General features: G+C 55.3%; 10 protein-coding genes. 1 reads left to right on the top strand and 9 read right to left on the bottom strand.

Annotated features, from left to right (window positions below):
• The first annotated feature begins 98 nt into the window (after positions 1-98).
• Positions 99-2,963, top strand: a complete 2,865-nt coding sequence (locus tag Q9245_RS11760; RefSeq protein WP_305897364.1) for an ATP-binding protein — start codon at positions 99-101, stop codon at positions 2,961-2,963.
• 5 nt (positions 2,964-2,968) lie between these two features.
• On the opposite strand, the gene pdxJ is transcribed toward Q9245_RS11760, so the two are convergent.
• The 9 genes from pdxJ to Q9245_RS11715 form a co-directional block, all read right to left on the bottom strand.
• Entirely contained in the window at positions 2,969-3,703 is a 735-nt protein-coding gene (gene pdxJ / locus Q9245_RS11755; RefSeq protein WP_305897363.1) for a pyridoxine 5'-phosphate synthase, read from the bottom strand.
• On the bottom strand, positions 3,700-4,440 hold the full coding sequence (recO, locus tag Q9245_RS11750; protein WP_305897362.1) for a DNA repair protein RecO: 741 nt from the start codon (positions 4,438-4,440) through the stop codon (positions 3,700-3,702). The genes pdxJ and recO overlap by 4 nt, the downstream gene beginning before the upstream one ends.
• Before the next feature lie 7 nt (positions 4,441-4,447).
• On the bottom strand, positions 4,448-5,365 hold the full coding sequence (era, locus tag Q9245_RS11745) for a GTPase Era (protein ID WP_305897618.1): 918 nt from the start codon (positions 5,363-5,365) through the stop codon (positions 4,448-4,450).
• The gene (gene rnc, locus Q9245_RS11740; protein ID WP_114333050.1) at positions 5,365-6,054 is read right to left on the bottom strand and encodes a ribonuclease III; all 690 of its coding nucleotides are present in this window, start codon (positions 6,052-6,054) and stop codon (positions 5,365-5,367) included. Before rnc ends, era begins: the two co-directional genes overlap by 1 nt.
• On the bottom strand, positions 6,051-6,437 hold the full coding sequence (locus tag Q9245_RS11735; RefSeq protein ID WP_305897361.1) for a DUF4845 domain-containing protein: 387 nt from the start codon (positions 6,435-6,437) through the stop codon (positions 6,051-6,053). The genes rnc and Q9245_RS11735 overlap by 4 nt, the downstream gene beginning before the upstream one ends.
• Positions 6,438-6,463: 26 nt before the next feature.
• Entirely contained in the window at positions 6,464-7,246 is a 783-nt protein-coding gene (lepB, locus tag Q9245_RS11730) for a signal peptidase I (protein WP_305897360.1), read from the bottom strand.
• A gap of 17 nt (positions 7,247-7,263) precedes the next feature.
• The gene (gene lepA, locus Q9245_RS11725) at positions 7,264-9,066 is read right to left on the bottom strand and encodes a translation elongation factor 4 (protein WP_305897617.1); all 1,803 of its coding nucleotides are present in this window, start codon (positions 9,064-9,066) and stop codon (positions 7,264-7,266) included.
• A 102-nt stretch (positions 9,067-9,168) separates the two neighbouring features.
• The gene (locus Q9245_RS11720; protein WP_305897359.1) at positions 9,169-11,892 is read right to left on the bottom strand and encodes an EAL domain-containing protein; all 2,724 of its coding nucleotides are present in this window, start codon (positions 11,890-11,892) and stop codon (positions 9,169-9,171) included.
• A 121-nt stretch (positions 11,893-12,013) separates the two neighbouring features.
• A complete protein-coding gene (locus tag Q9245_RS11715; RefSeq protein WP_305897358.1) occupies positions 12,014-13,489 on the bottom strand; it encodes a DegQ family serine endoprotease in 1,476 nt (491 codons plus the stop codon).
• Between the last annotated feature and the right edge of the window lie 32 nt (positions 13,490-13,521).

Here is a 13,521-nt window from a genome sequence, read left to right as displayed (position 1 = left end):
AATACAGCTTGTCGCTATATCCATGACCACTGGCTATAAATGAGTAACGTGCCTTCTCCGGCATCGCCGGGGACTCATCAGAATAACAGGAACAAGATATGCGGCGGTGGGGCATTCGCAAAAAAGTCTTGGTGGTAACCCTTGTTCCCACCCTCGTCACAACTCTGCTGCTGGGTCTGTTTTTTACCCACAGCTGGATAAATAACATCGAAAGCCTGCTTCATGACCGGGGCGAGTCGCTCTCCCGCCAGCTGGCCGCGGGCTCAGAATACGGCCTGTTTACCGCCAACCGCAGCCTGCTCAGCAGTCTCTCCAACGCGTTACTGGAAGAACAAGACGTTCGCTCAATTTCTTTCTTCACGCCCGAAGGCAAGCGGCTTCTACACACTGGCCCCGGCAGTTCCGAGGCGATACCTACAAGCGCCTTTAAGCCCAATCAAGAGGTGAAACTCACCCTTAACCACACCACTCGATTCATCAACCCTGTGCATTTGCAGGATCTGAGCATCGACACCATGATCGCCCCGGAGGCTCGTTTAACCGCGTCGCAAGCCCAAAATCCGCTGGGCTGGGTGATGGTCGAGATGTCCCACACCCGCACCGAAAAAGAAACCTACAAAGCCCTGCTGATCTCTCTTTTGATGATCATCGGCGGCGTTATCCTGAGCATCGGCATATCGTTGCGCCTCAGCCGCGCCTTCACCGACCCGGTGTTTCAGTTAAACGAAGCGGTCGCACTGCTCAAGGAAGGCAAGCTCGAAACCCGGGTGTATACCAGCGCCGGCCCGGAATTCGAACAACTCGAATCCGGCCTCAATGATATGGCCTCGGAGCTCGGTAAAGCACAAGCCGAAATGCAGCAGAACATTGATCAGGCCACCGAAGACCTGCGGGAGACACTGGAAACCATTGAGATCCAGAACATCGAGCTGGACTTCGCCCGCAAAGAAGCGCTTGAAGCCAGCCGGATCAAATCCGAGTTTCTGGCGAACATGTCCCATGAAATCCGTACGCCGCTTAACGGCATCATCGGATTCACCGAACTGCTGCTGAAAACCCCGCTACCGAGGCAGCAACGCGATCATCTCAATACAATTCGCAAGTCCTCGGAGATTCTGCTTACCATCATCAACGACATTCTGGATTTCTCGAAAATCGAGGCCGGCAAATTGCTGCTCGACCGGGTGCCATTTGCGCTTCGGGATATTGTCGAAGAAGTCATGACCATGCTGGCTCCGGCCGCACACGCCAAAAATCTCGACTTAGTGCCTCTGGTCTACAACGACGTTCCCGACCACATTGTGGGCGACCCCTTGCGGGTAAAGCAGGTCATTACCAATCTGGTTAACAACGCCATCAAGTTCACCCAAACCGGCGAAGTGGTGTTACGCGCCAGCCTTGAAGAAGAAGATACCGAGAACAACCGCGTCACCCTGCGTCTGAGCATCACCGATTCGGGGGTGGGCCTGTCCCGTGCCCAACAGCAGTCGTTGTTCAACGCCTTCAGTCAGGCAGACGCCTCTACAGCCCGTCAATACGGCGGCACTGGCTTGGGGCTGGCCATCTCCAAGCGCCTCGTCGAAGAAATGGGTGGCGAAATCGGCCTCAAGAGCGAGCTCGGCAAAGGATCCACATTCTGGTTCACGCTCACTCCAGAGCTCTCATCAGCTGCAGACAGCCGGCCACCGAAAGAGGCGCTGCGCGGTGAACGGGTAATTTATCTCGAGCAGCAGAAAACCACAGGCCTTGCGGTTGAACACTTGTTGCGGGACTGGGGCATGGTGGTGGACCGGGTGTCATCGCCGGCCGCACTGCAGGAGCACGTTGAAGAGGCGCAGCTGCATCAGGAAGGCTACGCAGCCGCGATCATTGGTATCACTCGCCACCTGCTGAACTCGAATCAGTACGGCAACTTGCTGCGCACGCTGGAAGTGGAAAGGGACTGCAGGACCCTGCTGCTAACCCCTACGCTGGAAACCCTCGACACGCCGCTCTCAGGCTTATCCAGCGGTCATCTGACCAAACCCATTTGCCGGGATTCGCTCTACGATGAACTGCTGGCGCTAATACACGGCATCCGCTCGGGCCACCTTGAAGACACCCCGGTGTCGATACCGGAACGCAATCAGGTTAAAGCACCCCGTATCCTTGCGGTCGACGATAACGACGCGAACCTGAAGCTGGTCATGACCTTGCTTCAAGACTGCAAAATCAATGCGGAAGGCGCCTCCAGCGGTTTCGAGGCTCTGACCAAAGCTCGCAAAAAACCGTTCGACCTGGTTTTCATGGATCTACAAATGCCGGGTATGGATGGCGTGGAAGCAACGGCACGTATACGGGACCTGGACTCCGACACGCATTACACGCCGATCATTGCCTTAACCGCCCACGCCCTGGCGGATGAGCAGGAACGGCTGGGGCAGCAGGGATTCGATGGCTACATGGCCAAACCGATCAGCAGTCGTCAGCTGAACGAGCTGGTGCGCGAATACACCGGTTACGACTGCAAAGCCTCCGCCACGTCGTTCAAAATTTCCGAAATTCGTGACACCCGGCGCACCCTTCGCCCGTCAAACCGGCGCATACAGCAAGACTGCATGAGTATTGACGAAAGTATCCAGCTTGCAGCGGGCAAGGCCGACCTGGCCGAAGAGTTATTCAGCATGTTGCTCGAACAGCTGCAAACCGATGCGCCTCGAATTCAGGCGCTTTGGGATGAAAGCAATCACGAAGCCTTACTGGAATGCATCCACAAATTGCACGGGGCGACCCGGTATTGCGGCGTGCCCGAACTTAGAGCCGCCGCCAACCGGTTTGAAACCGCCTTAAAATGTGAAGCGGCTGACCGTGAAATTCTGAAGGATCAGCTCAACTCTGCCATTGAGCGCTTGCAGAACTGGAGTGAGCAAACCGACTGGCAATCCCTGTTCCGCGAACAACAACGACAGCCGGAAATCCACTAACCGATTCAGGCTCGCGCGCGATCCAGAATCGCGCGCATGTCCTTCACCGCGTCTTTTAATCCGGTGAACACGGCCCGAGCGACAATGGCGTGGCCAATGTTCAATTCATTGATGCCCGGAATCGCCGCCACTCTCTCAGTGTTGTGATAATGCAAGCCATGCCCCGCGTTGACGATCAAGCCCTGTTCACGTGCATAGGCAACGGCGTCTTCCAGAATCGTCACCGAAGCTTCCGCCTGAGCCGGCGTTGCTGCTTCGGCATACTCTCCGGTGTGCAGCTCGATAACCGGCGCGCCGCAACGAACCGCCGCATCAATCTGAGCGCGATCCGGATCAATGAACAATGACACCTCCGCACCGATAGCCGCCAGGCGTTCGCAGGCGTTGGTCACCCGCTCTTCCTGCCCCACGACATCGAGCCCGCCTTCCGTTGTCAGCTCTTCGCGCTTTTCGGGCACCAGGCAGACGCACTCCGGCTTCACCTGCTCCGCAAACGCCAACATGGCGTCGGTCACGGCCATTTCGAGGTTCATTTTGGTCTGTAGAACATCCTTCAATAACAACACATCGCGATCCTGGATGTGTCGACGGTCTTCCCGGGGGTGAACGGTGATTCCGTCCGCGCCCGCTTCTTCAGCGACCAGCGCAGCCTGCACCGGGTCGGGATAGCGGGTGCCCCGCGCCTCACGCAAAGTAGCCACATGATCAATGTTTACACCAAGCAACACTCTGGAATTCATAAGGTTCTCTCTGATGAAGAAACGGAATGGCTGAATAAACTTCTGCTATGGAGGGGCTTGCCCTGCAACAGGAAATCAACAAGCACACGCATCACGCGTTTGGCTGTTCTGCGCGCCGACTCATCGCTGTAGTCATTCGCAGCCAGTGCAATCAAGGCCTCGCCCGGCAGCCGCCCCAGGCGAACGTCTGCGCCACTTGCGGCGACAATACCTTGGGCCGGATCATAACCATAATACCGACCAACCTCTACCGGGCGGTCGGTGTCGGTGGTTTGATCCCATGAAAAGTCATACCCCAAAGAACCGGCGAACGCTCTCTCGAAACGCCGCAAAATCGGCTCGACATCGCCGTTATCCTGAACACCCGACAACGCCTGAAGGCTCTCAATGTAACTGGCAAACAACTCCGGGTGGGGGTCCGCAGCCGGCAAAATACGCTGCAGGAGCTCATTGATGTACAAACCGCTATACAAGGCGCGGGTTTGCCGTAAGCGGGGCGCTTCTCGTAACTCCAGTTGCACCAGAGTTTTGAGATCGCTTTTGCCGGTCCAGTCAATCAACAAGGGCTGGAAAGGCTGGAGCTGGGCTTTCAGCGGGCTTTTCGCGCTGTTGCCACCCCGGGCAACAACGCTCATACGGCCATGGTTCAGGGTGAAAATATCCACCTGCAATGCGGTTTCGCGCCATGGCCGTCGATGGATGACGTAAGCGGGCTCTTGTTGCACCGCTCCTTTCATATCAACCTCAGAGGTCGTTCATGCCCAGGCTCTTCAGGGCTCGGTCGCTGTCGGCCCAGCCACGCTTCACCTTGACCCAAAGTTTGAGCATGACTTTGGTATCGAACATTCGCTCCATATCGATACGGGCTTCCTGACCGATCTGACGCAACCGAGCGCCCTTGTCACCGATGATGATCTTTCTCTGACCGTCACGCTCAACCAGAATCAGCGCAGAAATGTGAAGTGTCTTACCTTGCTGCTTGAACTCTTCAATTTCCACCGCTACGGAATAGGGTAGCTCGGCACCCAGCTGACGAGTAATTTTTTCCCGCACCATCTCTGAAGCCATGAAGCGCTGGCTGCGATCCGTGATCTGGTCATCCGGATAGAAATGCACACTCTGTGGCAGGAAGCGGCCGACGGCTTCTTCCAACGGCTCCAAGTTGGTCTCGCGCAGTGCTGACAATGGAATAATCTCGGCGAAATCCCGTTTTGCCGCCAAGGTTTCGAGATGCGGCAGCAGCAACTCTCGCTTCTCCAGCTTATCAACCTTGTTGATCGCCAGAATAACCGGACACTTAACCCGTTCCAGTTTTTCCAGCACCATCTCGTCCGCGGTGGTCCAATTCATCTGGTCCACCACGAACACCACCACATCGACATCCACCAAGGCCGAGGTTGCGGCCTTGTTCATGTAACGGTTAATCGCCCGGGGCTCTTCTTCATGCATGCCCGGCGTATCAACGTAAATGGCCTGCACCTCCCCTTCAGTTTTGATGCCCAATACCTGGTGACGAGTGGTTTGGGGCTTGCGGGAAGTAATGCTTAGCTTCTGCCCGAGGATGTGGTTCAGCAGTGTCGACTTGCCCACGTTAGGACGCCCGACAATGGCAACAAATCCGCAGCGGCTGTCCGGATTATCCGGGGTGGTTATATCGTTCATCATGAATTCTCCACGCCCAGCTTCTTGAGGGCACTGCGGGCGGCCTGTTGCTCAGCAATTCGGCGACTGCTGCCGGTGCCAGTGGTTTTACGGTCCAGCGACGACAACGCACAGGTCACATGGAATGTCTGATTATGGGCTTCGCCCTCCACCGAGATCACTTCGTATCGCGGTAACGGGAACTGGCGCGACTGCAGGTACTCCTGCAAACGGGTTTTCGGATCCTTCTGGGTATCCTGTACATCGAGCCCGGCCAGCCGTTCTGTAAACCATCGCAACACCTGCTCACGGCAGGTGTAAAAATCGCTATCCAGATAGATGGCACCGATGATCGATTCCACGGCATCGGCCAAGATGGACTCTCGACGGAAGCCGCCACTTTTCAGCTCCCCGGAACCCAATCTCAGATATTGGCCCAGCTGAAACTCGCGCCCGATTTCGGCAAGGGTAACCCCCTTCACCATGCGGGCTCTCAAGCGGCTCAGCTGGCCCTCACGGGCAGCTTCAAACTTCAGGAACAAGTGTTCGGCGATCACCATATTGACGATAGAATCGCCGAGAAATTCCAGACGCTCGTTGTTCTGGTTGCCAAAACTTCGGTGAGTGAGCGCCAGCAACAGCCGTTCAGGATCTTTGAACTGATAACCGATGCGGCGCTGGAGTTGATCAAGATCTGGTTTTGAACTCACTTGCCTTTAAACTCATACTCGTGTTGAAAGTGAACGACGGTGTCGACACTGCCAAATAGATTGTTGCGAACCTCATAATCAACGCTTATGAGCACCAGATCTCCGTCTTTATCAACAGTGATATTCTTGGCATCAAAACCGCGTACGTTGTTCACACTTAATTGCTTGTTAATAACACCTCGCACCTGAGCTGGCCCCATTTTGGACAGGCCGTCGATGTTTTCAAGATTTTCGAGGGCTTCCTGAATGGTAAAGTCATCAAGATAAGCCGGCCCCACTTTAAGAGCGAACGTCAGCAAACCGGCAAAAAACAAGGCCACAATCATCATCGTCAAGCCGCTGCCTTGCTGATACTTCATACCCGCGGGAAATCCATTGTTCATGCGTGTTCGCTCCGAAACCTTCGTGATCATTCGATGCCACCCACTCGATCAAAAGATGGCAGACTTGTGAAAGATTTCCAGTGCATCCAGATACCGAAGGCCTTGCCGACCACCAGCTCATCCGGAACCGTGCCCCAGAAACGACTGTCGTTACTATTATCCCGGTTGTCGCCCATTACGAAGTAATGTCCGTCCGGAACCGTCCACTCTCCCTCTCCTGAAGCAGACACGCGGCCCATGGTGAGGTAGATGTCATGTTCAACACTGCCCATGGTTTCGCGCCAGCGCTCCATTGGAGGCAATCGCGCGACAAAGTCCCGTGCCACGGGCTCGCCATTGATGAAGAGCTGTTTGTTACGGTACCGCACGGTATCGCCCGGCAAACCGATCACTCGTTTGATGTAATTGGTGACACCGTCCTCCGGAAAGCGAAACACCATAACATCACCGCGCTCCGGGTCGCCGATTTCGACAACTTTGGTGCCGGCCACTGGCAATCTCAGGCCATAGGCGTATTTGTTCACCAAAATGAAATCGCCTACTTCCAGCGTCGGCAACATAGAACCCGATGGAATCTGAAACGGCTCAATCAGGAACGAACGCAACACCAGTACAACGGCCAATACTGGAAAAAAAGAGCGACTGATATCAATCAGCCAAGGCTCTTTGGGCTCTTCCGAACTGCTCGTTTCGGCCTGTTCACTCGTGTTGGCAAGACGCCGTTTCCGCAAAAACAACTTGTCCGCCAGCCAAATCACACCCGTCACAAAGGTGAGAACAACCAATACCAGTGGAAAATCAATATCCATCGGGTGCCTTAGTGTTATTAATTATCGACTTTCAATACAGCAAGAAACGCTTCCTGAGGCACCTCGACATTACCCAGCTGCTTCATGCGTTTTTTGCCTTCTTTCTGCTTCTGAAGCAGCTTCTTCTTACGGCTGACGTCACCACCGTAACACTTGGCTGTTACGTTTTTACGTAATGCTTTGACGGTTACCCGAGAAACCACCTGGGTACCTATGGCCGCTTGAATCGCAATATCAAACATCTGCCTCGGGATCAGCTCTTTCATCTTCTCGATCAACTGACGCCCTTTCCGATGAGCCAGATCACGGTGCACGATGATAGCCAGCGCGTCCACACGCTCACCGTTGATCAATACATCCAATCGCACCAGATTCGCGTCCTGGAACCGCACAAAGTGGTAATCCAATGATGCGAAGCCACGACTTGCGGATTTGATGCGGTCGAAGAAATCCATCACCACTTCTGCCATCGGCAACTCGTAGCTGAGCTGAACCTGAGAAGACATGAAGTGCATGTTTTTCTGAACACCCCGTTTTTCTTCACACAGGGCGATGACGTTACCCAAGTGCTCTTGCGGCACAAGAATGTTGGCTTCGACAATCGGCTCGCGCATTTCTTCGATAGAGCCAATATCCGGCAGCCGGGACGGGTTGTCTACCGACACCGTCTCACCCTGCTTGGTCACAACTTCATAGATGACCGTAGGTGCTGTGGTGATCAGATCGATGTCGTATTCCCGCTCCAGGCGTTCCTGGATAATTTCCATGTGCAGCATGCCGAGGAAACCGCAGCGGAAACCAAAGCCCAGAGCATCGGAATTTTCAGGCTCAAAGAACAACGAGGCGTCGTTCAGGGTCAGCTTTTCCAGCGCGTCCCGGAAGTCGTCATAGTCATCGGCACTGACCGGGAACAAGCCCGCATACACCTGCGGCTTAACCTTCTGGAACCCCGGCAACATCGGGGTTTCTTCCGCGTATTTCTGATGCACAATGGTGTCACCCACTGGCGCACCGTGAATATCTTTAATGCCAGCGACGACAAAACCTACGTCGCCCGCTTCGAGAATATTGGTATCCGTCGGTTTGGGGTTAAAAATCCCGACCTTGTCAGCATTCCAGGCCTTATTCGTCGATTTGATAACAATCTTGTCGCCCTTGCGCAAAACCCCTTCGATGACGCGCACCAGCGACACAACGCCCAGATAATTATCAAACCAGGAGTCGATAATCAGCGCCTGCAGCGGCGCACTGCGATCGCCTTTCGGTGGCGGGATCTTCTGGATCAGATCCTCGAGAACATCTTCGACGCCCAGACCGCTCTTGGCGCTGCAGCGCACAGCATCTTGCGCTTCAATGCCAATGATATCTTCAATCTCGGCCGCCACCCGCTCTGGCTCGGCCTGCGGAAGGTCCATTTTGTTCAGTACAGGAACCACTTCGAGCCCCTGCTCCAACGCGGTATAGCAGTTGGCCACTGACTGCGCTTCTACGCCCTGACCGGCATCCACAACCAGCAGTGCACCTTCGCAGGCATACAGAGAACGCGAGACTTCGTAGGAGAAATCCACGTGCCCCGGTGTGTCAATGAAATTCAGTTTGTAGGTTTCGCCATCTCGAGCGGTGTAGTTGAGCGTTACACTCTGGGCTTTGATGGTAATGCCCCGCTCTCTCTCGAGATCCATGGAGTCCAGTACCTGAGCGGCCATTTCTCGCTCGGTCAAACCGCCACAGCTTTGAATGAAACGATCCGCCAGCGTGGATTTACCGTGGTCGATGTGGGCAATAATGGAAAAGTTACGGATTCGGCTCAGTTCAGTCACAGACAATGATTACTCATATAAGACATGGGATTGAGCCCGGTATAGCCGCTACGGGTCCGGGAACGGCGTGATTTTACCGGTATCCGGCCGCTATTGCCATGATCAGGAAATAAGCGGCTTCTCATACTGGCGAATCAGGAACCCGATAAGGGCATCTTCGTCGAGCGGATAACTGAATAAGTTACCCTGACTTTGGGCGCAACCGGCGGATTTCAAAAAGGCCAGTTGTTGCATGGTTTCAACACCTTCGGCCACCACAGTCAGGTGCAGTTTGTGCGCCAGCGCGATGACCGCAGAGGCAACATCGGTGGCGCTGACGTTGTAGGGGATATCACGAATAAAGCCATGATCGATCTTGATCACGTCCAGCGGAAGCTGCTGCAGCGCGACCAACGAGCACGAGCCCTTGCCGAAATCATCCAGTATCAGACAAACACCCAGATCATTCAGCGCAACCAAGAGCTCACGCAGCATCCTGGGATCTTCATTCAATAATTCTGCCGGCAGTTCCAGCTCGATTCGATCCGCGGCAACGCCGGTTTCAGTGACAACCCGCCGGATCAGATCCAGAAAGCCGGTGTCGGTGATCTGACGAACCGAGAAGTTGACCGCCATCTTAAGCGATTCAAAGCCCGCGCGTTCCAACGCCTGCACCTGTATACAGGCCTGCCGGAAGGCTTGTTCACCCAAGCGAATGATCAAACCGGTTTCATCAGCAAGATTGATAAATTGCTGAGCCGGAACCAATCCCTTTTCAGGATGGTGCCAGCGCAAGAAGGCTTCAACGCCAATCACTTTCTGGCTCACCAAGTCCACTTTCGGCTGGTAATGCAGCACAAAGCGGTCTTCTTGCAGCGCTGTCATCAGCTCTTCCTGCTGCAACATACGGCGCGCTGCTTTAATGTTCATGGCCGGCGTGAAGAATTGGTAGTTGTTGCGGCCCATTTCTTTCGCACGATACATGGCCAGGTCGGCATATTTCATCAGGGTCCCCACGTCTTCGCTGTCGTGGGGGATCATGGTGACACCAATACTGACGGTCACCCCGACATCGTGATCGTTCAGCCGGACTCTCTGGCACAGGCGCCGCAAAATGGTTTCGGCCACTTTACCTGCTGCCTCTGTCCCGCTGACCCGGGAAAGCAGAACCACAAATTCATCGCCGCCCAGGCGAGCGACAGAATCTTCTTCCCGCACACAACCCCGAAGCCACTCAGCCACCTGCTTAAGCAATTCATCGCCGGCATCGTGGCCCAGCGTATCGTTGATGCGTTTGAAGCCGTCTAAATCCAGATACATCAGCGCCGCCGGTTCACCGCTACGACGGGAGCGGTGCACTACGCCATTCAGACGGTCACGAAACAACTGCCGGTTGGCCAAACCGGTTAAGGGATCGAAAAAAGCCAACCGGTGCAACTCGGATTGCGCCGCTTTCAACTGTGTCAGGTCCCGCAAGCTCAATACCACCCCGGTAACCCCGGGCACCCTCAACATGGACGTAAAGGTGCCTTCCATCTCGCGGCATTGTCCGCCGGCATTGTTGATACGCGCTCGCACTGCGGGCATTTGCTTGCCCGGAGAGGTCACTGCATCTTTAAACGCCTGCCGCAGGCCGGGCCAATCTTCAGGATGGACCAACGATTTAAAGTCCAGCTCCGAAACCCGGTCAGGATCAAAGCCGAGAATATCCCGGGCGGATGGGCTGGCGTACATGGGATTGCCAGCTCTGTTCATGACCATGGTCACGTTAGCGGCACCTTCGGTAATCGCCCGATAACGGCCAGCGCTGACCTGAGCCCCCAGGCGTGAGCGCACCAAAGACAGAACAAACAGGTACATCAGAACACTGATCGCCAATCCCGACCCCAATACAATCGGTGGACGCGGATCCGAGGCAAGATAATCAAAAGCAGGCGTGGAGCGTGTCTGCAGTAGCCACTCCCGACCACCGTGAGAGATCGTCTGGCTAAGTTCGAAACTGAATTCGTTGTCCAGTGACCCCAGATTGGAGCCGTACATGAGGGTATTGCGGGACACCACCGCAGCATCGTAAATGCGCACATCCAGGAACGGGGAAATCAGCCCGACAATGCCATCTAGCAGGTTGTTCATCCGAAACGCACTGAACACATAACCCGCCAGCATCATCCGGCGCTCGGTTCTGACCTCCGGAATAGCCCCGCCTTGATACACAGGATAATACATGAGGAAACCCGCCTGATCCTCGGCCAAGGCCTCCTGAACCAACACCACTTTGCCGGTTACCATCGGCTTGGCATCATCGCGAGCCCGTTCCATGGTCACCCGGTGAATAGGGTCGCTGAAGGCGTTATAGCCGAGGGCGCTCAGATTGCGTTCGGTTCCCGGCTCGAGGTACACCATGGGATAGTAATAAGGCCCCGCGCCCAGTGGCTTAACCAGATACTTATACACCCCTTCAGCCCGCACAAAAGCAATATGATCCGCCATTTGACGAACACCAATCCTCTGCACGTAACCGATCCCCTCGATTCCGGGGTAATAACGATTGATATCGACTTTCGCAACGTACTCACGCCACTCATCCCGACTGACGTCACCTTTCACGGCGAACAGACCCGCGCTGCCCGCCAACACCTGCTCATAGTTAAGCAGCCGCTCTTCAATGGCCGTTTTTAGCTGTAAAGATTGAGCCCGGAATTTGGCTTCGGCACGATCTTCCACCAAGCGGATGGAAACCTGCCATAACAGGAGAGTGACGCAAACCGAGACGATAAAGACGAGCAATGCCAACCAGGAGTTGCGCAGCTTGAGCAGTTGGCGGAGGGATAATTCCTTGTTTTTCATATTGTCACCGGGTCCATCCCATGACCAAGGGTTCGAGAAAGTCCGGCGAGTATAGCAAAAGCTCCCGGGCATGTCGTGACACGCCCGAGAGCCAGCGCACAGCTTCAAAAAGAAGCGTTATCTACGGTCTCATCACCAGATAGATTGGCCGTCCCTGGCGCACGACACGCACCGAAACGGCCTGACCTTTCGGCAGATTTTTGACAACCTCACGGAAAGCCTTCAGCGACCCCACCGGCTTACGGTTTATCTCGGTGATGATGTCACGGTTCCGGATGCCCGCTTGCAATGCAGCTCCCCGCTCCACGCCAGTCACCAGCACGCCGCTTTCCACCCCGGCCGCGCGAGCGTTTTCCGGAGTTAGCGGTTCAACCGTCAGGCCAAGCGCACCGGCAGTTCCGCCACGATGGTCGTGGGGCATTGAACGGCTCGTGCGACCCTCTTCCGGCAATTCACCGATTTCCACATCGAGCTCAATCTCGTCACCGCCTCTCAGCACCGTCAGCCGGGCCGACTCGCCTACCGGTGTGCGGCCCACTTTCGGAGGCAAATCCGAGGACAGCTCGATTTCCTCGCCGTTGTACTCGAGGACGATATCGCCGGATTGAAGGCCGCCAGCCTGCGCGGGTGAATTGACCATGACTTCAGCAATCAAGGCACCTCGCGGCCGCTTCAGCCCAAAGGTCTCGGCAAGATCCCGGTTGACCTCTTGAATCAGCACACCCAGCCAACCACGAGCCACCGAGCCTTCGTCGCGCAGTTGACGGAACACACTCATGGCATCATCAATCGGAATCGCAAACGACACCCCCATGAAACCGCCGGAACGAGTGTAGATCTGGGAGTTAATGCCAATCACCTCGCCGTCCAGATTAAACAGCGGCCCGCCGGAATTCCCCGGGTTAATCGCAACGTCGGTCTGAATAAAAGGAACGTAGTTCTCCGAGGGCAACGACCGTCCAAGCGCACTGACGATGCCCGCCGTTACCGTGTAATCAAATCCGAAAGGAGAGCCGATCGCAAACACCCACTCCCCCACTTTGAGTTCTTCCGAGCTTCCTACCTTTACTACTGGCAGGTCGTCGGCGTTCTCGATTTTCAGAACCGCCATGTCAGAACGAGGGTCCGTGCCCACGATGGTTGCGGCAAACTCGCGGCGATCGTTCAAACGGACCACCACCTCATCCGCGCCTTCGACCACATGGTTATTGGTCAGCACATAACCGTCTTTCGATACAATGAAGCCGGATCCCATCGAGCGGGTTGGCTGTTTGCTGCCAGGTGCGCCACCAAAGGGGGAGTTAGGGCCTCGAAAGAAATCCTGCAAAAATGGCGGCAACTGATCCAGCTGCCCTTCGTCAAATGGCAGCCCCTGAAAACGGGAACGGCGTCCGGCAGGCTCGCTGGTGGTGCTGATGTTCACCACGGCGCTGGAGTTTTCTTCGACGAGCTCGGTGAAATCGGGCAACCCCCGTGCCGTCACCTGCTGGCTCCACAGCGTTGAAAGCAGAGCAGCGAAAATCAGCCATGCCCCCAGAACAAAACCTGATCGGAGTCCATCAGGATAACGAGCAACCGGCGTAGTTATTTTTTGCATGTAAACCCCCTTATTTTGGCCGTTGGTCTGCG

The organism is Marinobacter sp. MDS2 (genome assembly GCF_030718085.1).
GTDB lineage: Bacteria > Pseudomonadota > Gammaproteobacteria > Pseudomonadales > Oleiphilaceae > Marinobacter.
The sequence above is the reverse complement of the archived record's forward strand: the minus strand, read 5'-3'. Positions and strand labels throughout refer to the sequence as shown.

Bases quoted from the DNA above. Each gene is read 5' to 3' on its own strand.
- recO (WP_305897362.1), bottom strand. From the start codon at position 4,440: ATGAAAGGAGCGGTGCAACAAGAGCCCGCTTACGTCATCCATCGACGG.
- lepB (WP_305897360.1), bottom strand. From the start codon at position 7,246: ATGGATATTGATTTTCCACTGGTATTGGTTGTTCTCACCTTTGTGACG.
- Q9245_RS11760 (WP_305897364.1), top strand. From the start codon at position 99: ATGCGGCGGTGGGGCATTCGCAAAAAAGTCTTGGTGGTAACCCTTGTT.
- pdxJ (WP_305897363.1), bottom strand. From the start codon at position 3,703: ATGAATTCCAGAGTGTTGCTTGGTGTAAACATTGATCATGTGGCTACT.
- era (WP_305897618.1), bottom strand. From the start codon at position 5,365: ATGAACGATATAACCACCCCGGATAATCCGGACAGCCGCTGCGGATTT.
- Q9245_RS11715 (WP_305897358.1), bottom strand. From the start codon at position 13,489: ATGCAAAAAATAACTACGCCGGTTGCTCGTTATCCTGATGGACTCCGA.
- Q9245_RS11720 (WP_305897359.1), bottom strand. From the start codon at position 11,892: ATGAAAAACAAGGAATTATCCCTCCGCCAACTGCTCAAGCTGCGCAAC.
- Q9245_RS11735 (WP_305897361.1), bottom strand. From the start codon at position 6,437: ATGAACAATGGATTTCCCGCGGGTATGAAGTATCAGCAAGGCAGCGGC.